The sequence below is a fragment of the Mesorhizobium sp. C120A genome, assembly GCF_030323105.1.
Lineage (GTDB): Bacteria > Pseudomonadota > Alphaproteobacteria > Rhizobiales > Rhizobiaceae > Mesorhizobium.
This window is the reverse complement of record NZ_CP100476.1, coordinates 4585226-4608354: the sequence shown is the minus strand read 5'-3', so window position 1 is coordinate 4608354 and position 23129 is coordinate 4585226. Positions and strand designations below refer to the sequence as shown.

Sequence of the window (23129 nt, the reverse complement as noted above, 5' to 3'; positions counted from 1 at the left end):
AATGAGACCCGGGCATAAATGAGAATCGTCGGCGGCCAATTTCGCGGGCGTCCGCTGGCGACGCCGCGCGACCATGCCATCCGCCCGACGACCGACCGCGCCCGCGAGGCCGTCTTCAACGTGTTGGCGCACCGCTTTGCCGACAAGCTCGACGGCGCGCGTGTGCTCGACCTTTTCGCCGGCACCGGCGCTCTCGGCCTCGAAGCGCTGTCGCGCGGCGCTTCCTATGGCGTCTTTATCGAGGAATCGGCCGAAGGGCGCGGCCTGATCCGCACCAATGTCGAAGCTTTTGGCCTTACCGGCCGCACCAAGATCTTCCGCCGCGACGCGACCGCCCTGGGTGAGGCCGGTACGCTTGCGGCATTCGGCCTGGTCTTCGCCGATCCGCCCTATGGCAAGGGCCTTGGCGAGCGCGCCCTGCGCTCGGCCAGGGATGGCGGCTGGTTGCTGCCCGGCGCGCTCTGCGTGGTCGAGGAAGCCGCCTCGGCGCCCTTCGAGATTGGGCCGGAATTCTCGGTGGTTGATGAACGAAACTTCGGCGAGACGGTGATCCGGTTCGTCGAGCTTGCGTAAGGGTGGGGCGACCGGCGCCTTCAAAATGACGCACAATTCACTTTGCCTCCGCGGCTAACCTTGCCTATCGTCGCGCGATAACAACCGGAGCCATCAATGACATTTCATACTGAATGGCTGCGGAGAGCCTTGCTCGCCACCGCGCTGACCATGGCCGGCCCGGCCCTGGCCGCGGATGATGGCAAGGTGGCCAACTTCCTGCTCGACAATGGAATGGAGGTGGTGGTCGTTCCCGATCATCGCGCCCCCATCGTCACCCATATGGTGTGGTACAAGATCGGCAGCGCCGACGAGCCGCCAGGCAAGTCCGGCATAGCGCACTTCTTCGAACACCTGATGTTCAAGGCCACGACCAACCACGCCGCGGGCGAGTTCGACCGCGCCATATCGGCCATCGGCGGCTCCAACAACGCCTTCACCTCATATGACTACACTGCCTTCCACGAGACGGTGGCGCCCTCGGCACTTGGTGAGATGATGAGCTTCGAGGCCGATCGCATGCGCAACCTCATCTTGACCGACGAGGTCATCAAGACCGAGCGCGACGTGATCCTGGAAGAGCGCCGCGCGCGCATCGACAGCAATCCGCAGGCGGTGCTCGACGAAGAGGTCGACGCGACGCTCTGGCAGAACCAGCCCTACCGCATTCCGGTGATCGGCTGGATGCAGGAGATGGAGCAGTTGAACCGCACCGATGCGGTTGCCTTCTATGACAAATACTACCGCCCCAATAATGCGGTGCTGATCGTGGCCGGCGATGTCGAGCCGGAGGTCGTGAAGGCGCTGGCCGAAAAAACCTATGGCAAGGTCGCGCGCGGTCCCGACCTGCCCCCGCGCATCCGCCCGGTCGAGCCGGAGCAGAACACCAAGCGCACGGTGACGCTCACCGATGGGCGCGTTTCGGTGCCGAGCTTTTCGACGCAATGGGTGGTTCCGTCCTACCACACGGCAAAACCCGGCGAGGCCGAGGCGCTCGACCTGCTGGGAGAGATCCTTGGCGGCGGCAGCCGCAGCAGGCTCTACCAGCAACTCGTGGTCAAGCAAGGCATCGCATCGGCGACCGGCGCCTTCTTCCAGGGTACGATGCTCGACGCCACCAATTTCACCGTCTATGGCGCGCCGCGCGGCGACGCCAAGCTGAGCGACGTCGAGGCGGCCGTCGACGCCGAGATCGCCCGCATCGTCAAGGACGGCGTCACCGCCGATGAGCTGGAGAAGGCCAAGGCCCGCTATATCAGGGCCATGATCTTCGCCCGCGACAAGCAGGACGAGATGGCCAATCTCTACGGCGCCGAGCTCGCCACCGGCGGCAACGTCAGGGATATCGAGGAATGGCCGGACCGCATTCGCAAGGTCACCGCCGATGAGATCAAGGCGGTCGCCGCACGCTATCTGCTGCTCGATCGTACGACGACCGGCTATCTCTTGCCGCAGCAACAGGCGGGGAATTGATGATGACGAGATTGAGCGTTAGCGCTGCCCCTCACCTGCCTGCCGGCATCCTCTCCCCCTATAGTGACGGGGAGAGGGGCGCTGTCATCGTCGATTTCGCCAACCATCAGCGTCGTAAGAAGAGCGCCAGCGTCGCGGCGAGACCCCTTCTCCCCGTCACTATACGGGGAGAAGTGCCCGGCAGCGCGATGAGGGGCGGAGCTGACCTTGGCGATCAATGGCCTGATGCGATTACTCATAGGCGCATCGCGGTTCTCCACGTCTTCGCCACACTGTTCCTCGGCATCTTCTTCCTCATCCTGCCGGCGCTTGCCGCGCACGCGATGGACATTCAGCCGGTGACCTCATCGAAAGGCGTCAACGCCTGGCTGGTCGAGGACCACTCCATTCCGATCGTCGCCATCCGCTTCGTCTTCGATGGCGGCTCGACGCAGGATCCGGCGGGGCGGGAAGGGCTGGTCAATCTGATGACCGGCCTATTCGACGAGGGCGCCGGCGACCTCGACAGCGAGGCCTTCCAGATCAAGCTTGACGATGCCGGCGCCGAAATGGGCTTCGAAGCGGCGCGCGACGGCACCTATGGCGCGATGCGGATGCTGGCCGAGCAGAAGGATGCGGCCTTCGACCTGCTCAGGCTGGCGGTCACCAGCCCGCGCTTCGACCAGGCGCCGATCGACCGTATCCGCGCCCAGATCCTGTCCGGCATCATCGCCAATGAGCGTGACCCCAACACCGTCGCGCAAACCAAATGGCTGCGCGCCATCTATGGCGAACATCCGTATTCCAGGCCCGACCAGGGCACCAAGGACAGCATCGCCACCATCACGGCGGCGGATCTGGCTGCCTTCCACAAGGCCAATTTCGCCCGCAGCGGCCTGCATGTTGCGGTGGTCGGCGACATAGATGCCGCGACGCTGAAACGGAAGCTCGACGAGGTCTTCGGCGATCTGCCGGAAAAGCAGGTGCTGCAACCGGTTGCCGATACCGAGCTGAAGCTCGGCCAGCAGCTCGAGGTCGACTACGACCTGCCGCAGACCTCGCTGCAGTTTGCCTATCCCGGTGTGAAGCGCGATGCGCCGGATTTCTTCCCTGCGGTGCTGATGAACCAGATTCTCGGCGGCGGCACCTTCACCTCGCGCCTCTATGACGAGGTGCGGGAAAAGCGCGGCTTGGCCTACTCCGTCGATTCCAACCTGGTCGACCACCAGCATTCCAATGCGCTGATCATCACCACGGCGACGCGTTCCGACCGCGCCGCCGAGACGCTCGGCATCGTCAAGGAGGTGGTCAAGAAGATGGCGCAGGAGGGGCCGACCGAGGCCGAGCTGGACGCGACCAAGAAATACATGGTCGGCTCCTATGCTATCAGCAATCTGGATTCTTCCAGCGCCATTGCCGCGACCCTGGTGGAATTGCAGCTCGACAATCTCGGCATCGACTACGTGCAGCGCCGCGCGGCGCTCATCAACGGCGTGACGCTCGATCAGGTCAAGGCAGCGGCGAAGAAGCTGCTGACGCCGGCGCCCGCGATCATGAGCATCGGGCCGAAGCTGGAGGCCAAATGACAGGTCCGACTTTCGGTATCGCCTTTGGCGGCGGCGGCGCGCGCGGCCTCGCCCATATCCACATCGTCGAGGCGCTGGACGAGCTCGGCATCAAGCCCGTGGCCATCGCCGGCTCCTCGATCGGCGCCATCATGGGCGCCGGCATGGCCTCGGGCATGAGCGGCAAGGACATCGAGGACTACGCCCGCTCGATCCTCGGCCGCCGCGCCGAGGTGGCGGCGCGCATGTGGCGCTCGCGTCCCGGCACCATCGCCGAGGCGATGCAGGGCGGCATCCGAGTCAGCCAGTTCAACATAGAGCGCATCTTGAAGGCGTTCCTGCCGGAAGCCATCCCGGAAACCTTCGCCGAGCTGAAAATCCCGCTGAAGGTGACGGCGACGGACTATTTCGGTCACAAGCTGGCCGTCTTCGACGAGGGCGACCTGCATTCGGCGCTCGCCGCCTCGGCTGCCATTCCCGCCGTGTTCCGCCCGGTGACGCGCGACGACCGCGTGCTGATCGACGGCGGCATCTACAATCCGGTGCCGTTCGACCTCATCGAAAACGACGCCGACATCATCATCGCCATCGACGTCGTCGGCGCGCCGAGCGAGGCCGAGCGCAAGCACCCGACCACGGTCGACCTGATGTACGGCGCGACGCAATTGATGATGCAGTCGATCATCGCCCACAAGCTGAACCAGCGCCCACCAGACATATTGATCCGCCCGCCAGTGTCGAAATACCGCGTGCTCGATTTCATGAAGATCGACACGCTGATGGCCGAGACGCAGGAGGTCAAGGACGAACTGAAGCGCGAGGTGGAAAGAGTGGTCGAGGCGCGTGCCAAGGGCAAGCGGGGGAAGAAAGTAGGGTGAGCTGCCGATCTCCCCCTCGAGGGGGAGATGGCCGGCAGGCCAGAGGGGTCGTCTCGCGTGAAGCTAGACCTCCTACTGTCGATAGGAGGTTGCGTCAGGACGGACCGACCGCCTCTGTCGCCTTCGGCGACATCTCCCCTAAAGGGGAGATTACCCCACCAGCGTCTCACACCCTCCCAGCCGCATATTCCAGCGCCACCACGCCATTGCTGAACTGTACGGTCGAGATCGGCTCCAACGCCACCGGCATATCGGGCGGGAACAGCTTCTTGCCCTCCCCGACGGAGCCAGGGTAGCTCAGCAGCCTGACGCGATCGACCAGACCATGGCGCAGCAATTCCCGCGCGACGCTCAGGCTGCCATGCACATAGATGTTGCCGCCGCTGCCTTGCTTCAGCGCCCGAACCGCTTCCGGCAACACACCCTTCAGCAACTCGGCCGGTTTCCAGTCGAGTGCCTTCGGGCTTGTCGACGCGACATATTTCGGCAGCGCATTGAACCGGTCGGCGAAGTCTCCGGTTTCCTTGGGCCAAGAGCCGGCAAAAATCTCGTAGGTCGTGCGCCCCAGAAGCATGGCCCCGCTGTCGGCAAGCTCGTCCTCCTTGAACCTTTGCATCTCATCGTTCCAGGTCACGCTGGGCAGCTTCTCGACCTCGGCGATGCCATCGATGCTGATGAATTCGGTGACAATAAGGTTTCTCATGGCGCTCTCCTTCTTCTGTCAAAGGACGAACCGTGTGAGCCTTTTGCGACCGCTCTGCGAAAAAAAAGCGCTTTGTTGAGCAGGCGTTGCTGTCGGGCGCTGGCCCATCGCGCTTAAAGGGGGGCGCTTCGGACACCATCGACAAACGCCAGAACGACCACACACGGAGCAACGCAGTAAACCAGTCTCGCTCTGCGGCCCGTCTTCGTCACAGCGTCGCTTGCGTCGAGATCGACGGTGATGTCCTCATAGCCCAGCACTTCGCCATCAAGCGGGTAGGCGGCCTTGTAGACAGCTTCCTTGGCGGCAAAAAGGATGCGACCGGCAAGATACAAGTCGGTTGCGTCGATCCGGTCAGCGGGGGCTGCAACCAGCGCGAAGATGTCGTCGGGCAGGGGCAAAGCGGGCTCGATATCGATGCCGAGCGAGGCGACGTGGGAGAGCGGCGCGACGGCCGCCACGGCCATCTCGTCGTCGTGAGCCAGCGACCCCGTTACTCCATGAGGCCATACCGGTGCGCCGGAGGAGCCGCGGAGGATAGCGACGTCGTTCAAGCCCATATCCGCCAGCAACTCGTGCGCGATCCACCGCGCCGCGCCACTCGCCCGCCGCATCAGCGGCAGGCGTGACGGGATGGAGCGTGCTTCCTGCGGCAGCAAATGGTTCTCATCGCCTTCGCGGATCGTGCGGCATCCGATCCGAACGCCGGCGGGTGCCATGGCGGCCATCGCCGCCAGCAACTGCGCCGACAGGCTGGCGCCGGCATCGAGCGGGCGCGTCATGGCTGTTCGCCCCGCAGAGCGAGGTCGGCGATCATTTCCCCGTCCTCGTCGGGCCCTTCTTCGACGAAACCGGCAGCGCGATAGAGGCGGCGTGCCGCTTCATTCTCAGGTTCGTAGCAGATCGAAACGTGGCTGATGTGGCCGAGCCGCATGATTTCATCCAGCACTTCGCGCAAAGCGGCCTTGCCGTAGCCTTGGCCCTGATGGACGCGATCGATCATGAAGCGGTAGATCCGCGCCTCGTCGTCGTCCTCTGGCGCCTCATACATCAGGAAACCGACGACGCGATCCCCTGCCATGACGACGCGCGGCCGTGCGTCCCCGTCGGTTTCGGCTTCGTCCAGCGACTCCGCATTGCTGGCGACAAAATCGATCTGATCCGCGGCCAGTTCCAGAGCCGCGACCAGGGCCCGGTTGGCCGCAGTCACCGAAACGAGACGGACGTCTGCGCCCATCAAGCCGTTGCCTTGACGCTATCCTCCGGCAGCGGCTCGACGAAGCGATGCAGCTTGGCCGGGTTGCCCCGCCAGATCGAGTTGGGCTCCAGCTCTTCGCCCTTCATCACGAAGGAGTCCGCGTCGACCATCGAGCCTTTGCCCATCACCACGCCGTAGTGGACAAAGGCGGAAGGCCCGAGCGTGCAGCCATCGCAGATGCGGATGAAATCGGACTTGAACGCGCCTTCTTCCAGCGAATGGGCCTGGATCACGCAGCCCTCGTTGAGCGTGACGTCGTCGCCGATCTCGACCAGCGAACGCTCGGTCAAATTGCTGCCGCCGTCATAGACCCGGCTGCCGACCTTGACGCCGAGCAGGCGCAGGATCATCGGCCGGAACGGCGTGCCGGCGAACAGGCGCACGATGGGCGAATCCGCCAGCTTCCAGTGGCGCTCGTGGCGCCAGAAGGCGACGTCGTAGATGGTCGTCATCTGCGGCTTCAAGCCGCGGAAACCAAGACTTGCCCGCTCGACCAGAATGTAGAACGGAATGGTGATCGCCGAGGTCAAGATGACGGCGGCGAACAGCGCCACCTCCGCCCATTCCGTATAGTAGTTCAGCGCCCGGTCCCAGATCGCCAGCGTGACGAACAGCATGACCCATTGCGTTGCCAGGAACAGAAGAATGGTCACCAGGTTGTGGCGGTTCTTGAACGGGATGCGCCGGCGCCGGTCTGCCTCGTCGACGCCCGCGATAAGCTCCTTGTCGCGGTTCACCATGCGCGGGATTTCAAAGGCGGGCGAACCGAGAAGGCCGACATTCTCGCGCAACGGCCCGTCGATGGGGATCATCACCTTGGTGCCGAGCAGGACGTTGTCGCCCGTGCGCCCGTCCGGCGGATAATAGATGTTGTTGCCGAGATAGTTGCGCTCGCCGATGCGCGTCGGCTCGAGCCTGAAGGCCGAGGCGGACTTGTGCATGTTGATCATGAACAGCCCGTCCGACACCATGGTCTCGGTGCCGATCTCGCACAGAAGCGGGTTTTCGTGCTGCTGGTTGGAGCCGAAATTGGAACCGGTCTGCACCACTCTGTTGAGGTTCCAGCCGATGGCGCGCATGTAGTGCACGATCGCCGAGCTGTCGCCGGCCAGGAGCCCGAGCACGCGGGAATTGCTGGCGAATTCGGCGACGGTCTGCAGCCAGTAGCGGAAACCGTAAAGCGTGTAGGTGCGGCCCGGCTTCAAGATCAGGCTCGTCAGGCGCGGCACCAGCGTCGCTGCCAGGAAAGCCGCCGCGATATAGCCGAAAAGCGTGACCGTGGTGCCGATTGCGACAAGGCCGATCGTCTCCTGATAGTCGTCGCCGACATATTCCCAGTAGCTGTGGAACAGGAGCGGCAGCGGGGTGACGAGGCCAAACAGGCCGACCAGCTGCAGCGCTTCATAGAGGAAGCGCCGGACCTGGTAAGGATTGACATTGCGCACCTTGCAATAGTCCGCCGTGGTCGGCACCGCCGGCGATCCATGCCAGTGCTCGCCGTCGGGAATGCTTTGCCCGCGATGCAGCGAGGACGAATGGCCGAGCTGGGCGCCGTTGCCGATCCTGGTGTCGATGTCGAGCGTGGAGCCGACGCCGACGAAGGCATCGCGGCCGATGGTCAGCGGCCCGGTGTGGATATAACCGGACTGGGCCCTGAAGCCGAGGATCATCGATTCCTTGCGCAGGATGGTGTTGGCGCCGATGGAAATAAGATCCGTGCAGACGGGCACGGACTTCGATTCGATGACGGCGTTTTTCCCGAGTTTGGTGCCGAGCAGCTGCAGATAGAGGCTGTAGAGCGGGCTGCCGCGGAACAGCACGACGGGTGCGGTGCGGATCAACGTCTTGACCACCCAGAAGCGGAAGTAGCGCACGCCCCAGATCGGAAACGCCTCGGCCTTCCAGCGGCCGATGAGCACCCATTTCGCCAGGACTGCAAAGCCCGACATGCCGAAGAACACGGCGGCCGAGAGCGCCACGCACCGGATATAGAGCTGCAGCGGATCGTCGAGCGCGTCATACATCCAGTTGAGGCCGTCATTGATCGCCCAGAGCGCCACGTAGCTGTAGAGGCCGTAGAACGAAAGCTGCGCCGCGCCGCAGGTCCAGTAGGCGAAATTCGAGGCCCGGCGGGTGAGGACCGGCTCGTTGGTTGCCGTCGTCATCTCCTCCGCTACCCCCAGATGCAGCGCCAGGCGCGCCACTGTGGGATAGAGATAGATGTCGCGCATCGACGTCGTCGCCCATTCCTTCCTGGTGCGCACGCGCGCGCAGAAATGCGCCATCAGCAAGGAGTTGGCGCCGAGATCGTCGAAGAAGTGATCCTCGACCGACACCGCGTCGAATTTCAGCACCGTGGCCAGCGCTTCCGCCAGGAAACGCTCGTCCTCATTGGCGGGCGGCACCATCGTGCGATCGGCCGAAAGCCGGATGCTCGTCGGCTTCGGCAGCTGGCGCAGGTCTACCTTGTTGGAGACGGTCATCGGGATGGCAGGCAGTTCCTCCAGATAGGCGGGCACCATGTAGTCGGGCAGCCGCCGCTTCATCGTCTGGGCGAGATCCCCTCGGGAAATCGCAGCTAAGCCGGTTTTAAGCGCGTAATAGGCAACCAGTTCGACGCGGCCGGGCTCGATCTCCCAGGTGGTGACGGCGGCCTGCGCGATCTCGGGCTGGTCGAGCAGCACCGCCTCGATCTCGCCGAGCTCGATGCGATATCCGCGAATCTTCACCTGCGTGTCGATGCGCCCGGCATACTCGATCTCGCCGCTATCGTTGATCCGGCCAAGATCGCCGGTGCGGTAGATGCGCTGCGACGGGTTGTTCGGCAGGCCGACGAAATCGGCGATGAATTTCTGGTCGGTCAAGTCCGGCCGGTTCAGATAACCGACGGCGAGCCCGATGCCGGCAATGCCGATCTCGCCCAGTTCACCGGGCTCGGCAAGTTGCGGCAGCGAAGCGTCGAGAATGACGATCGAGTAAGTCGGCAACGGCGCGCCGATCGTGACGGGACGGTCCGGCGTCAGCGCCCCCATCGTTGCGGTGACGGTCGCCTCGGTCGGCCCGTAGGTGTTGAGGATCTGCCGGCCCGGCTTCGACCAGCGCACCACCAGATTGTGCGGGCAGGCCTCGCCGCCCACCAGAAGCGTGCGCAGGCTGGGAACGTCCGATGTCATCGATGACAACAATGTCGGGCTGCAGGCCATGCAGGTGATGTCATGGAGGCGCAGGAAATCCGCCAGTTCCTCGCCCACCAGCGGCATCTGGCCAGGTGCCGGCACCACCGTCGCGCCGGCGACGAACGGCACCCAGATCTCTTCGGAGGAAAAGTCGAAGGCAATGGTCATGCCCTGATACACCCGGTCGCCCGGCCGGTAGCCGTAGGAGGCGGCCGCGACGTGTATGAAATTGACGAAACTCTGGTGCGTGATGACCACGCCCTTGGGCTTGCCGGTGGTGCCCGAGGTATAGAGGATGTAGCAAATGTCGTCCGTCGCCTGCTGCTTCAGCGGCGCGGGCGACTGTGCGGAGATTTCGGCGGCGGCGCTGTCGATCAGCACATGGGGAACGGGCAGTTGACCGGCGCGCGACGCATAGGCGGCGATGGTGACGATCATGCTGACGGCGGCGTCTTCGATGATCAGCGCCATCCGCTCCTGCGGAAACGCGGTGGCCAGCGGCACGAAGGCAGCCCCCGCCTTCATCACCGCCAGCAACGCCACATAGGTCTCCGCCGACCGGTCGAGAATGAGCCCGACCCGGTGGCCCGGCCGCACGCCGTGCTTGATCAGCATGCGGGCGCACTGGTTGGCACGGCTGTTCAGCTCCTGATACGTCCAGACGCGCCCGTCGGAGATCACCGCCGGCAACGTGGCGAATGTCACGGCGAGCTGCTCGAACACCGTATCGAGCCGCTCACCCGGCTGCAGGGCAAAGTCGGCGCCCGTCAGGACCTGGCCGTCCCTTGCCGCGGCGCGAGCGATCCTTGCCAGCGCATCGATGCTTGCCAGGCTGCCGATCGCCGTTGCCGCGTCGCTGTCCAGTTCGGCGATATCGTAGTCCATGTCCATACTTTCTCGTCCTCGCCGGGCATTGCCCGGCTGTTCATGCCGCCGCTGGAGGAGGCACTGCGCCGCCGCTGCGATTTTGTTGGTGGAGGGCTTCCAAAAAGGAAGTGCCCGGAATCCCGACCGGGAAGCTTATGCCACCCGATCTTTTCGCCGGTTTTTCCGAACTGTTGAATTTTGTTTCTGGAGTGTGTCTGGGCGGGGAGCTTGGCCGGCCGCTCGCTGCACCTTGCGGGGGAGGGTTCAGCCTCCGTGGCAACCCGGAAAGAGACTATGAGCGAACCTCATGCGGACGGCGCCGGCGAGCTGTCTACGATGGGGCGTTACGGCGACCCAGCAGCAGAGCGATGCCCAACGCCGGAAGCGTTGCCGCCGCAACGGCGAAGAAGACGAATTGCAGCCCGGTCGACGCGGCGACCAAGCCGAGCGCCGGACTGCCGAAGCCGAGCGCCACGTCGAGGAAGACGGTGTAGAGTCCCATTGCCAGGCCGCGGCTGCGCGACGGAAGACGGCCTACGGCCTCGGCGCCGAGGCCGGGATAGACCAGCGAGTAGCCGAGGCCAGTCAGACCCGCTCCGATCGCGGCGACAACAGGCCCGGTCGCAAGCCAGATCAGCATCAGCCCTGCCGCCTCGACCGCGACGAAGATCACGGCGACGCGTGCGCCCCCAAGCCTGTCGGGCAGGTGGCCGAAGCACAGCCTTGCCACGGTCAGCGACGCGGCATAGGCCGTGAAGGGAAGCCATACCGGCTGCCAGCTCCGCTCGGCGAAGAGCAGGGCGCCGAAGCCCAGAATAGCACCATAGCCGAGGCTGCTGAAAGCAGCTCCGACGCCAGGAAGCCAGACCGCTTTCGCCACGCTCCTCCATGACTGCGGCACGCTGCCCGAGGCGGCGCTGGTGCCGCGCATCGGCAGGATGGCAAGCAGCGTCGCCAGCGGCAGGATGATCGTCGCGAGCGCGATCGCGGTTAAACCGCTCGCCGCATAAAGCGCAGATCCGACCGGCGCCCCCAGCGCGAGCGCCGCAAACATCGCCGTGCCCACCCAGGCTATGACTTTTCCGGAGTTCTGTCCGCCCGCAACGGAGAGGCCCCAGGCGACGCCGCCGGTGATGATGAAGCTCTCGGACGCGCCCAGTACCGCCCGGCCGGCAAACAGCGCCGATGCGGACGCTACCGGGCGGTCGAGCAATGCCAGCGAGCCGAGGTAAAATAACCCGGCCAGGGCAGCGGCAATGAGGCCGACGACGACGGCCCGCTTGCCGCCGCGCCCATCTGCATAGTTGCCAGCGCCGATGCGCGACAGCATCGAGGCGACGAACTGGCTGCCCGTCACCAGTCCCACTGCGAAGGGGCCGAAGCCAAGCTGCTGGTGAAGATGCAGCGGCAAGACGGGTAGCGCCAGGCCGATCAGCAGGAAGCCGGCGAAGACAGCCGCCATGATCGGCACCAGTTCCGCCATGACGCCATTTCGGTCTGACATCCGCGCCATCCTGGTCATCGGCAGCCCAACTGTTCGGATCAGTAGCGTTCGTAGGTTACGCGCCAGCCTTCGGCCGGGTTGTCAGGCGTGAGGACGAGTTTGTTGTCCGAGACCTCGAATTTGCGTTTCATGCTCTTGCCGACAAGGTTGCGGACCAGGGAGGACTCGATGGTGATGACGAAGGTCTTGTCCTGGTCGTTGATGGCGACCGGCCCGTAATAGGCTTCGTAGCCATTCGCCGTGTAAGGCGTGTCCGGCGCCTTGGGGTCGGGGTTCTGCGCCTGCACCGAGAGGGTGCCGGCCTCGGTGAAGATGACCTGGCCGGAATAGGACACGGGCTTCAGGTTTCCCTCGGCGCCGGCCTCGAGCGAAATCATGCGCCATGCGCCGATGATCGCGGATTCTTGCGAGAGAGCCGGCGTGGCGACCGAAAGGGCAAGCGCAAGGGCGGCAATCTTTAATCTCATAGTCATATGTCGTTGTTCCTTTTCTGAGTTGTGGGTGCGCACAGGCCGTCCGCCCGATCTTGCTCACACCGAAAGCATGACCTTGATGGCGCGACGCTCGTCCATGGCGCGATAGCCTTCAGCGACCTCGGCCAACGGCAGCTTGAGGTCGAAGACCTTGCCGGGCATGATCCGACCTTGCAGCACACGGTCCATCAGGTCGGGCAGGAAGCGGCGCACCGGCGCCGGGCCGCCCAGCATGCGTTTCTGGCCGAAGAATAGTTTTTGGCCGTCGAAGTTCACGCCGTGCGGCACGCCGACATAGCCGATGGTGCCGCCGGGGCGGGAGCAGGCCAGCGCCTGGTCGAAGGATTCTCCCGTGCCGACGCATTCCAGCACGGAGTCCGCGCCGACGCCCTTGGTGAGTTCCTTGATGAGGGCCACGCCTTCCTCGCCGCGCTCAGCGACGATGTCGGTGGCGCCGAACTCGCGGGCGAGCTTTTGGCGGCTGGCGTGCCGGCTCATGGCGATGATGCGCTCGGCGCCCATCTCCTTGGCCGCAAGCACGCCCATCAGGCCGACCGCACCGTCGCCGACCACCACCACCGTCGATCCTTCGCGGACCTCGGCTGCGTCGGCCGCATACCAGCCGGTGCCGAGCACATCGGACACCGCCAGCAGGTCAGGGATGAGGTCGGCCGGCGGCACCTCGGCGGTGGCGACCAGTGTGCCATCGGCCAAGGGTACGCGAGCGTAAGGCGCCTGCGCGCCCGACATGAACTCGCGCTGCACGCAAGACGACTGGAAGCCGAAGCGGCAATGCGGGCAGGTATTGTCCGAGAGGCAGAATGACCCGACGACGAACTGGCCGGGGCGGACCGTGCGCACCTCTGCGCCGACCTCGACGACGATGCCGCAATATTCGTGGCCCATATGCATCGGCCCCGCGACCGGCTGCAGCCCGCGATAGGGCCACAGGTCCGAGCCGCAGATGCAGCTTGCCGACAGCTTGATGATGGCGTCCGTCGGCCGCATGATTTTCGGATCGGCGATTTCCTCGCAGCGGATGTCGCCCGGTTTGTGAAGAACGGTTGCAAGCATGTTGGTTCCTTTCGAGGGGAGAGATCAGGCGCCGTAGTCGGCGTCGCTGACATGTTCCAGCCAGTCCACGACCTTGCCGTCCTTGACCTCCTGGAGGGCAATGTGGGTCATGGCGGTCCGAGGTGACGCGCCGTGCCAGTGCTTTTCGCCGGGCGCGAACCAGACGACGTCGCCCGGACGGATTTCCTCGACCGGGCCACCCTCGCGCTGAACTCGGCCGAGGCCGGAGACGACGATCAGCGTCTGGCCGAGCGGATGCGTGTGCCAGGCGGTGCGGGCGCCGGGCTCGAAGGTCACCTGTGCGCCTTGAACCCGCTCGGCGTCGAAGGGATTGAAGAGCGGATCGATCCGCACCGTTCCGGTGAACCAGTCAGGCGGTCCCTTGCCGGAAGGCCTGGTGCCGGCGCGAAGAATGTCCATGGTGATCTCCTTTGCGTCCTCAAATGCGCTCGATGCGAAGCGGGAATTTGCCGCGAATGTGCAGGGCCTGCTCGCCCTCGTCGAAGCGGCCAAGCCTGATCAGCCCGGGATGGCGGTAGTCGGCGTAGAACATGGCCAGGTTGCCCCAGGGCATGAAATAGCACAGGTCGTAGGGCTGCTCGTCGGCGAACGGACCGCTTCCCTCCTCGGTCAGCTTGCGCGGCAGATAGGCGATCTTCTCGTTATGGGCGTAATCCTCGATCTCGAGGTCGAGCGGCAGCATGGAGAAGAAGTCGCGCGCCGAGGGATTGTCGTAGAGCGTGGCGGTCATGGTGCGGCCGTTGAAAACCATCCTGATCTTCATGTCGGTGGGCTCCTGGCTGACGGGAGATTGGCCTTCCTGGCTGGCGGCTGTGCGAGGCAGTGCCGCCGCCGCGAGCGCGACGCCGAGCAATGTCCGGCGGCTGAGCGGCGCATGTTCGATCGTCATGGCAAAGACCTCCGGGCCATATGCGCTGCGGCAAGGGCGGCGAGCGCCGATCCGCAGAGCAGCACCGCGCCCAGGGTGAACGGTCCCCACCAGCCGACCGTATCGAAGAGCGTGCCGCCGATCGCGGCGCCGCCGGTGATGGCGAGCTGGATGACGGCTACCTGCAACCCGCCGCCGGCCTCCGCGTCGTTCGGCAACGTTCGGCTGAGCCACGTGCCCCAACCAACCGGCGCGGCCATGCCGAAGAAGCCCCAGGCAACGAGCAGCAGCGCTGTGGGACCCGGGAGTGCACCGAGGGCGATGAGCGCGGCGGCCAGCGCAGCCATGACCAGCGGGATGACGATGAGGATGCTGAACAGACGCGTGCGCAAAAGCCGGCCGACGCACCATGTGCCGAGCACCCCGGCCAGCCCCATCGCCAGCAGGACCGCCGAGAGGGCGGCGATGTCGAGCCGGGTGACGTTCTCGAGGAAGGGCCGCAGATAGGTGAAGAGCGCGAACTGACCCATGAACAGCATCATGATCGACGCCATGCCGGTGGCGACGGGAAGACGGCCGAGCAGCGCCAGCGGATTGCCGGCACGCTTCCGCCGGCGCGGCGGCAGCGCCGGCAGGCTTGTCCACTGCCAGGCCAGCGCCAGGAGGCCAAACGGCACGACGAGGAAGAAAGCGCCGCGCCAGCCGAGATAGGCGCCAAGGAAACTGCCCAGCGGCGCCGCGATGGTGGCCGCAATGGCATTGCCGGCGTTCAGCATGGCGAGACCCTTCGGAACCATGTCTTGCGGCACGAGGCGCATGACGATCGCGGTCGACATCGACCAGAACCCGCCGATCGCGATGCCGAGCAGCGCCCGGCCGACCATGAGCAACGCGTAGTTCGGCGCGAAGGTGACAGCCAGACCGGACACGATGAGGAGGAGGGTGAAGCCGGTCACGACCAGTCGGCGGTCGATGTGGCGCGTGAGGCCGGCGACCAGCAGGCTGGTCACGACGGCGAAAGCGCCCGAAATCGAGATCGCCTGTCCCGCGCGGCCCTCGGTGATGCCGAGATCGGCCGCTAGCGGCGACAGCAGGCTGACCGGCATGAATTCCGATGCGATGAGCACGAAAACACATAGCGCCATCGACAACACCGCGCCCCATGCGGCGCGGTTTTCAACAAGCCTTGTGTCGTATGTGGTTTCCATGATTGGCATCCTGGCAAAGCGCCGGACGGATCAGCCGCAAATTCCCGTCGCTGCCAGAAGATATTGCAGGGGAACCCATTTAAGTAGACTAAGCAATCCGCATGGACTTATCTGCTCATGATATGAATGTCCGATGGGAGGTGCCCTATGCAGCGCGATGGCATGAAGGATCTGCTCTGGTTCGTGGCGGTCGCCCGGGAGCGCAGTTTCACCAGGGCGGCGGCAAAGCTCGGAACCTCGCAGTCGACCCTGAGTTCGACAATCAAGGAGCTTGAAGCTCGTCTTGGCGTCCGCCTGCTGACGCGTACGACGCGGAGCGTCTCTCCGACCGAGGCCGGCGAGCGACTTTTCCAATCTCTCGTTCCCCGCTTCGAGGAAATCGAATCCGACCTCGCAAGCCTGGTGGCCTTCCGCGACAAGCCCTCCGGAACGGTCCGTATCACCCTGTCCGACCATGCGCTCCAGACGACCGTCTGGCCGAAGCTCCAGCCCTTGCTCAGCGACAATCCCGACGTGCGCGTCGAGCTCTACAGCGACAACGGCATGAAGAACATTGTGGAGGAGCGCTTCGACGCAGGCGTGCGGCTTGGCGAGAGCATCGACAGGGATATGATCGCAGTGCGCATCGGGCCGGATTGGAGGCTCGTGGCCGTGGCTTCGCCGGACTACTTTTCCCGCCATCCGGTTCCGAGCGCGCCCCAGGACCTGGTCGATCATGACTGCATCAATATGCGGCAGGCGACGTTCGGCGGATTGTATGCCTGGGAATTCGCCAGGGATGGCCGCGACCTTCGTGTGCGGGTGGAAGGCCAACTCACCTTCAATTCGTCCATTCCCATGATCGAGGCTGCGACAAGCGGTTTCGGGATCGCCTACGTCCCGGAAAACCTCGTCAGCCACCACATCGCCGAGGGACGCCTCAGGCTCGTGCTTGACGACTGGAGCCCGCCATTTGCCGGCTATCACCTCTACTATCCGAGCAGGCGACAGCTTTCGCCCGCGATGGCGGTGATCATTGACGCGCTCCGCCATCGCATCTGACGCCGGAGACTGTTTGGGTCATGAAGCTGAGCTTGGCAAATGGCAGGTTCTACCTGGGCATCGCCCGGCTGTTCATGCCGCCGCTGCAGCAGGCACTGCGCCGCCGCTGCGATTTTGTTGGTGGTCCAAAAAGGAAGAATCCGGAATCCCGACTGGGAAGCTTATGCCACCCGATCTTTTCGCCGGTTTTTCCGAACTGTTCAATTTTGTTTCTGGAGTGTGTCTGGGCGGGCATCAGCTCGCCGCCCGTTGGTTCTTGCGGGGGCACACCTTACTTGTCTTTGGTGCCGAAACGGCACCTGCTCGATTTGATGAAGATACGAAGGACGAGCAGGAGAAAAATGCTTGTCGCCATTTCCAACGAAGGCCAGCGGACGCCCCCGTTGCGGGAAGCAGTGGCGGTAAGTATAAGGATCGAGTCCCTAGCTTGAGCAACTCGCCGCCCCAGCCGGTGCGCGGGAGCGGCGGGTGCCGTAGATGTTGGTGGCCGCAGGAACCACTTTCTTCTTTACTTTCGGTATGTATTGTAAGTCGCACGGGGGACCAGAAGCGACCGATGCCAACTGCTGTTGATATTTTCTGTGGTTCGGGCGGCGTGTCGCAGGGGCTGCGAAGTGCTCGCTGGAAGGTCGTAGCCGCTTGCGACAACGACCCCACGGCGTCTGCCACCTATCGTGCCAACCACCCTAAGACGAAGTTCATCGAAGGGAATATCGAGGAAGATGCCACGATCGATCGGATCGTCACGAAGGTGGGAACCCAACATATCAATCTGCTGGTGATTTGCGCACCTTGCCAGCCGTTTAGCAGCCAGAACAGGTTTCGTGGCAAGGACGACCGAGAGCAGCTGATCGTCAGAGCGCTTGCCGTCGCCGAGCGGCTCGACTCGGACATGATCTTCTTTGAGAACGTCCCCGGCCTCGCATCAGCGGCTTACCGATGCGTCCTCGACGAGGTTCGCAACAAGCTGTCCTATCTCGGCTATGCTCTTTCCAAACCAATGGTGCGCGACGCGGCGGACTACGGTGTGCCTCAACGCCGGCGCCGGTGCATAATGTTTGCCGCAAAGAAGCAGGCTGCAGTTGATGCCTTCGTGCGCAGCGACGTTCGGGTACCTCCAAAGACCGTCATGCAGGCAATTGCTGATCTGGATGCTCTGGGCGCCGGCGAGGCAAGCACGCGGGATCCATTGCATCGTGCGAGAATGCATTTGCCGATCGCAATAGAGCGGCTGCGCAGAATTCCCAAGGATGGCGGAAGCCGCAGCAGTCTGCCCGCCCATTTGGAGCTGCGCTGCCACGTGGGCAAAAAGAAGCATGAATTTTCCGACGTCTACGGTCGCATGGCGTGGTCAGATGTAGCCCCCACCCTGACGACGGGTTGTACCGACGTGACCAGAGGGCGTTACGCCCATCCCGAGCAGGATCGGGCGATCACGCTTCGTGAAGCGGCACGCCTTCAAAGCTTCCCAGACGACTATTCGTTCATCGGGAATACGTCACAAATTGCAGCCCAGATAGGCAATGCTGTTCCGCCTGACATGGTCGGAGCGTTTGTTCCTGCGTTCAAGGCGGCTCTGATGGCCACGAAGCGATGAGGTCAACCCGTCCGGTTGCAGGCATGTTAAGACCGGCTGCGCGAGACCCCAAGTATCGTAATGCCCACCGATGCTTGCGCCCACGAAAAGCCGTGTGGCTCGACCATGGTTAGCTTCGCCGTTCGGGCCAGGGCCGTCGATCTCTTAGGCAGGCAACAGATCGCTGGCATTCCGACGGCGTTGCACGAACTTTTCAAGAATGCCCACGACGCCTATGCCCGTCGGGTAGAGGTGGACTACTTTCGGGGACAACGCCAGCTCGTCTTGAGGGACGACGGCAATGGCATGAGCGGGCAAGACTTCGTCAGCAAGTGGCTTACTCTCGGGACCGAAAGCAAGGTGGGCGTCAATCTCGGCCAGCAGATGCCTGGGCCTAGAGGATTGAAGCCCCGCAAGATCCTGGGTGAGAAGGGGATTGGCCGATTGGCGATCGCGGCTATCGGCTCGATCGTTTTCGTAATGACCCGGCAAGACCCGACCTATGCGGTTAAGGATGAACTGACCGTTGCTCTGGTGCACTGGGGGCTGTTTGAGGTTCCGGCAATCGATCTGTCTGCGATCGAGATACCGATACGTACCTATCCTGGCGGTTATCTTCCGACTAGGGCCGATTTGCAAGAGCTCGTGTCCGAGCTTCGGAAAGTCGTGGACCGCATCCTGTCCGACAACCCTCTACGCGAGGTCCACGTCAAAGCGCTCGATGCTATGGCGTTGGTCGATCCTCGGGGCCTATCCGATTGGCTGGCCGCTGCCGCTGTCCGTGAGGGTCGGATGGACCTTTCGCTCGCGGGCAATGGGCACGGCACCCATTTCATCGTGGCTCATGTCGATCCGATCCTAGATGCGGACATTGATAGCAAAGGAACTTGGGGGTCGTCGCCTTTTGAGCGATTGCTCCTTGGATTCGGAAATACATTGGCCGGTGACGACGCCGATTTCGTCGCAGAGTTCCGGGATCACCACGCCGATGGTCGTTTCGCTGAGCTGATCGGAGCCAAATCGTTCTTTACCGTCGACGAATTTGTATCGCTCGATCATCACTTTGACGGGCGGTTCGATGAGTTCGGACAGTTCACGGGCACCATTCAGCTGTATCGCGGTCAGCGGGAACCGTACGTTTTAAGCTGGCCCAAGGCTTTGGGACGACCAACCGATTGCGGCCCCTTCCGACTTAAGCTCGGTTATCTGATGGGTCTCCAAGACGAGAGCCAGCTACCTCGGGATCTGCACAGCACGATGTACGATAAACTCAATAGGCTGGGCGGCCTCTACATTTATCGTGATGGAATTCGGGTACTGCCGTACGGCAACTCGGACTACGACTTTCTCAATATCGAACAGAGGCGCACGCTGGCGGCGAAGGACTGGTTTTTCTCGTATCGGAGAATGATCGGTTGGGTCGACATCTCATTCGACGAGAATGCTAGTCTCGTAGAGAAAGCCGGTCGAGAAGGGTTCAGGGAGAACCGGCCATATCGCCAGTTTCGCGAAATACTGGAGAACTTCTTCCGGCAACTGGCGATCGACTACTTCAAACCTGGGGCAGACCTTGGTGACGATTTTCGACAAGAACGCGGGCGGATCAAGACCGACTACGAGCGCCTTAAACGCCGCGAGGCTTCGGTCAGTGGGCGCAAGGCCAAGTTCACAGCTGACTTGACGGCTGCCCTGTCTTCGATCGAAGCCGGGGAGCCGGCGCAGAGCGTTGCGGAGTTGCTGCGAGCTCTGCGTGAACGTCTGGGTACGTTCGACCGAACTGATAGCGAGGTCGCCGCACAGGATCTGCTCGAGATGGAAGCGGATTTTCTCGGCGATCTGGCCCGTCTTCGCGCTATGACTGCGGTTACCCGCCCACGCGGTCTGGCCCCATCTAAAAGCGTTGAAGCCGCCTGGCGATCGTATGAACGGGCGGCTGGGAACATGCAGGAAAATCTCTTCGAGCCTGCGCGCGCCGAGGGTGTGGCGACGCTCGAGCAATTTCGAAGCACCCGAGCGCTTGCCGTCGATCGGCAGCGCAGGGCCGTCGAGATATTCGGCCGTGAGCGCGACGCCTCACTTGCTGAAGTTCGAAAGCTTCGTAAGGAGGCCGAGAACGCGATGGTCAAGGTCGATCGCGCTGTCCGTGACGCGGTGCAGGATGAAATCGCTGCGTTTCAGCGCGACGTCGAGTCGCTGGTCGCCGCATTGAGCCGTACCAACTTGGATCACTTACCCGAGCCCGAGGCACACGAGCGTCAACGCGAGATCGAGAGGGAGCTCGACAGACGTCTGGAGGCCGGCCGCGAGCTGCTGTCAGGCGTCCGCGACCAACTGACTGCGGTTGCCGAAGCAGTTACCAGAAGCGATGATCTGGAAGAAACGGCAGCCGCGTTAGAGCGTCGAAATGTCGAGCTTCAGGACCGCTTGGACTTGTACACGGATATGGCGCAGGCAGGGTCGGCCATTGGCATTCTCGGCCATGAATTCGATAACGTCGCTTCTGGGCTCAGGCAAAGCATCGAACGACTCAAGCCGTGGGCAAGTGGAACGGCAGCACTGCGGCCGATCTACGATGATATCGTGTCATACTATGGCGAGATCAGCGACTACCTCGTGCTGTTCGAACCGTTGAGTCGTCGCCGCCATGGTCGTAGTTCGGACATTGCCGGCACCGCCGTGGAGAAGTACATTAACGAGGCGCTTGGATCCCGTTTCGAGCAGACCAAGACCCGGCTGGTTGTCACGGATGCGTTTCGGAAATTCGTGATCAAGGGCACCCTACCCACGCTCATGGGTGCGGCGCTGAACCTAGTCGATAATGCGATCTACTGGATTGGCACCGCTCAAGGCGACGAAGCGGACGTCGTCTTGGATGCGGATGATCGAGGATGGCTCTTCAGCAATAGCGGACCAGGCATTCCACTGCGCATGGAAGAACGAATCTTCGAGTTCGGCGTAAGTACGAAGCCGGGTGGCCGAGGGATGGGGCTTGCGATTTCTAGGGACGCCCTGCGAAAGATCGGTTGCGAACTGGAATTGCTCAATGCTGGGGTGAGCGAGCGGCCGGTGTTTAGAATACGCCGGAATGAGGGGGAGATTTCAGAGAGTGATGAAGCATAAGTCGATCGGCGCCTTGCGTCAGGCAGCAGTCGAATCCTTCGTTCGAACTGCCATACTTATCGACAACGAACCCGCTATCGCCAAGGCTCCCACTGGTGAGCCTGCAATGGTGGCAAAGTCGGCTGCGTATGGCGCCAACCAAGGAGAAGCCGTTCCGCTGCCGGCAGAAATCGGTGAACCACCAGCCGCCGCCGAACCTGCGGCTAAGGAGTCACATCGGCTTTGGGTTCAGCCTGTCACCAATGGCTTTGCCAGCCGGCGCATTACGTGTGGTTTCTACTTTCCCGCCAACGACGACCCCGGTGTTGTGGAGACAGCGCTCAATGCTGCTCGCTATGTCGACGCAACAATCGTCGACTGGCAGCTGCGTCCGAAGGACACCGGCCCCGCCCGGGAGCTGATCACAAGACTCATCAAGGATGACGAAGGTGTCGGCGGACGATTGAGGCTTGTGGTAGTCTACACAGGCGAACGCGGTATCGACGGAGAATGCGCGAAACTCCTGATGCATCTGCAGGGACAGGGGTTGACTGATCTCGTATCGCACGACGAGGGGCGCGCTTTGGCGGGCAAGAATGTGCTGATCACCTTCGCCAACAAGCCGCGCGCCGTGAAACCGGAGGACGAGTTGACAGGTGCAGGCGCGCGCCCGATTTCCTGGGAGAAGCTGCCAGCGTTTGTCCTGGAACAATACTCGTTCCTGGCAAAGGGGTTGCTTCAGTCGTTCGCATTAAAGGGCATAGGGGCGGTTCGAGACGATACGCACCACCTCCTTTCAGTCTTCGATGTTTCGCTCGACTCCGCCTATCTTGCCCAGCGTGCGGGTATTGGGTCGCCGAGCGATGCAGAGGACATGATGACGTCGCTGCTCACATCCGAGTTTTCCTGCTCGATACTAGATCGGGGCATCACGAAGGAAATCCTTGGTCCTCTCGGGGCAGTCCACGCACTCAGCGCCCGCACGCCGGCGGCAACCTTGACCGTAAAAAAATACAATGATCCGCAAAGGCTCTACGAGGGCGTGGTCGTCGCGCCCCAGAATGGAAAGGCCACCATCTCAACGACGGCTAACTCGCTAGGGAAGCTTGTGAAGATCGGTCTCGATAGCCAAATGGTGCCACTGACACGTGAGGATCTGATCAAGCTCCAGGAGCAGTTCTTCCAGGACGACGATCACGCTAAGGCATCGATGTCGGCCTTTGCGCGAATGGGTTCATTCGTGCGCGAGGCGGACGGGCAACGAAGGCTCGCCAAGGATGCGATCCATCTAACCGGCGGCGTCCTGGTTCGTTCGATTACAGGGAAAGGGGCGAATAGACGCGAAAAGTACCTCTTGTGCGTGCAACCTGGATGCGACGCCGTGCGCTTGACCGAGACCACGGCGTTTCCCTTCTGTACGCTCGTTCTAGACGAGAAGAAGTTCGACCTTCTTCTGCGTGTGGATGGTGTCGACAAGCCTTTTAGAATGAACAGACTCCCCCGCGATTTGGTGATGATGAGCTTTGCCCCGGATACGACGCGCAAGGTTGTCACAGTCAAGAAGAATGGTAAGAAGCTGCGATTCACATCGGTCGACAACGTATTCTGGGAATTCGTCGCTGAGCTTCGACAGCCGGAAAACCAGCACTTCACTACCCTTCTTGTCGGGAAGTTCAACCGAGTAGCACTCAACGGATCGGAATGGCTGAGGCTACAAGGACCTGCCTGACCTTCCGACCAATCCGCGACCAGACTTCGCAAAGTTAAACGATCGATATCAATTTTCGCGGGCGAATAGCAGTCGGTCTGCTCCG

19 protein-coding genes are annotated in these 23129 nt (G+C 62.8%); 9 read left to right on the top strand and 10 right to left on the bottom strand.

The features are described from left to right. The first annotated feature begins 18 nt into the window (after positions 1–18). The 4 genes from rsmD to NL532_RS22380 all read left to right on the top strand — a co-directional run bounded on the left by rsmD (position 19) and on the right by NL532_RS22380 (position 4447). Positions 19–573 (top strand): 16S rRNA (guanine(966)-N(2))-methyltransferase RsmD, encoded by a 555-nt coding sequence (rsmD, locus tag NL532_RS22395; RefSeq protein ID WP_023829500.1) that lies wholly within the window; start codon positions 19–21, stop codon positions 571–573. 96 nt (positions 574–669) lie between these two features. Next, positions 670–2025, top strand: coding sequence for a M16 family metallopeptidase (locus NL532_RS22390; RefSeq protein WP_023829501.1), 1356 nt, complete (start codon positions 670–672; stop codon positions 2023–2025). 188 nt (positions 2026–2213) lie between these two features. Then, complete coding sequence (locus NL532_RS22385; protein WP_031203346.1) at positions 2214–3590, top strand: M16 family metallopeptidase; 1377 nt, start codon at positions 2214–2216, stop codon at positions 3588–3590. After that, positions 3587–4447 (top strand): patatin-like phospholipase family protein, encoded by an 861-nt coding sequence (locus NL532_RS22380; protein WP_023712767.1) that lies wholly within the window; start codon positions 3587–3589, stop codon positions 4445–4447. The genes NL532_RS22385 and NL532_RS22380 overlap by 4 nt, the downstream gene beginning before the upstream one ends. Positions 4448–4613: 166 nt before the next feature. On the opposite strand, the gene NL532_RS22375 is transcribed toward NL532_RS22380, so the two are convergent. The 10 genes from NL532_RS22375 to NL532_RS22330 form a co-directional block, all read right to left on the bottom strand. After that, entirely contained in the window at positions 4614–5150 is a 537-nt protein-coding gene (locus tag NL532_RS22375; RefSeq protein WP_023712768.1) for a dihydrofolate reductase family protein, read from the bottom strand. 113 nt (positions 5151–5263) lie between these two features. Next, entirely contained in the window at positions 5264–5932 is a 669-nt protein-coding gene (locus NL532_RS22370; protein ID WP_023752074.1) for a 4'-phosphopantetheinyl transferase family protein, read from the bottom strand. Beyond that, the gene (locus tag NL532_RS22365) at positions 5929–6387 is read right to left on the bottom strand and encodes a GNAT family N-acetyltransferase (RefSeq protein WP_031203347.1); all 459 of its coding nucleotides are present in this window, start codon (positions 6385–6387) and stop codon (positions 5929–5931) included. Before NL532_RS22365 ends, NL532_RS22370 begins: the two co-directional genes overlap by 4 nt. Then, positions 6387–10475 carry a Pls/PosA family non-ribosomal peptide synthetase gene (locus tag NL532_RS22360; protein WP_023829504.1) on the bottom strand — a complete coding sequence of 1363 codons (4089 nt, stop codon included), beginning with the start codon at positions 10473–10475 and terminating at the stop codon, positions 6387–6389. The genes NL532_RS22365 and NL532_RS22360 overlap by 1 nt, the downstream gene beginning before the upstream one ends. 307 nt (positions 10476–10782) lie before the next feature. Further along, positions 10783–11955, bottom strand: a complete 1173-nt coding sequence (locus tag NL532_RS22355; RefSeq protein ID WP_031203348.1) for an arabinose transporter — start codon at positions 11953–11955, stop codon at positions 10783–10785. 38 nt (positions 11956–11993) lie between these two features. Then, entirely contained in the window at positions 11994–12428 is a 435-nt protein-coding gene (locus tag NL532_RS22350; protein ID WP_245266214.1) for a lipocalin-like domain-containing protein, read from the bottom strand. 57 nt (positions 12429–12485) lie between these two features. Then, positions 12486–13502, bottom strand: a complete 1017-nt coding sequence (locus NL532_RS22345) for a zinc-dependent alcohol dehydrogenase family protein (RefSeq protein ID WP_023682961.1) — start codon at positions 13500–13502, stop codon at positions 12486–12488. A 24-nt stretch (positions 13503–13526) separates the two neighbouring features. Next, entirely contained in the window at positions 13527–13922 is a 396-nt protein-coding gene (locus NL532_RS22340; RefSeq protein WP_023697679.1) for a (R)-mandelonitrile lyase, read from the bottom strand. 19 nt (positions 13923–13941) lie between these two features. Further along, positions 13942–14412 (bottom strand): cyclophilin-like fold protein, encoded by a 471-nt coding sequence (locus tag NL532_RS22335; RefSeq protein ID WP_023697678.1) that lies wholly within the window; start codon positions 14410–14412, stop codon positions 13942–13944. Further along, positions 14409–15599 (bottom strand): MFS transporter, encoded by a 1191-nt coding sequence (locus NL532_RS22330; RefSeq protein ID WP_031195983.1) that lies wholly within the window; start codon positions 15597–15599, stop codon positions 14409–14411. The genes NL532_RS22335 and NL532_RS22330 overlap by 4 nt, the downstream gene beginning before the upstream one ends. 147 nt (positions 15600–15746) lie before the next feature. On the opposite strand from NL532_RS22330, the gene NL532_RS22325 reads away from it, so the two are divergent. The 5 genes from NL532_RS22325 to NL532_RS22305 all read left to right on the top strand — a co-directional run bounded on the left by NL532_RS22325 (position 15747) and on the right by NL532_RS22305 (position 23044). Further along, positions 15747–16640 (top strand): LysR family transcriptional regulator, encoded by an 894-nt coding sequence (locus NL532_RS22325; RefSeq protein WP_023739233.1) that lies wholly within the window; start codon positions 15747–15749, stop codon positions 16638–16640. Between the two features lie 20 nt (positions 16641–16660). Next, on the top strand, positions 16661–17071 hold the full coding sequence (locus NL532_RS22320) for a hypothetical protein (RefSeq protein WP_286487469.1): 411 nt from the start codon (positions 16661–16663) through the stop codon (positions 17069–17071). Positions 17072–17196: 125 nt separating this feature from the next. Next, positions 17197–18237 carry a DNA cytosine methyltransferase gene (locus NL532_RS22315; protein WP_023739234.1) on the top strand — a complete coding sequence of 347 codons (1041 nt, stop codon included), beginning with the start codon at positions 17197–17199 and terminating at the stop codon, positions 18235–18237. Between the two features lie 60 nt (positions 18238–18297). Further along, the gene (locus NL532_RS22310) at positions 18298–21336 is read left to right on the top strand and encodes an ATP-binding protein (RefSeq protein WP_081731023.1); all 3039 of its coding nucleotides are present in this window, start codon (positions 18298–18300) and stop codon (positions 21334–21336) included. After that, positions 21326–23044 (top strand): response regulator receiver domain, encoded by a 1719-nt coding sequence (locus tag NL532_RS22305; RefSeq protein WP_023739236.1) that lies wholly within the window; start codon positions 21326–21328, stop codon positions 23042–23044. The genes NL532_RS22310 and NL532_RS22305 overlap by 11 nt, the downstream gene beginning before the upstream one ends. Positions 23045–23129: the final 85 nt, after the last annotated feature.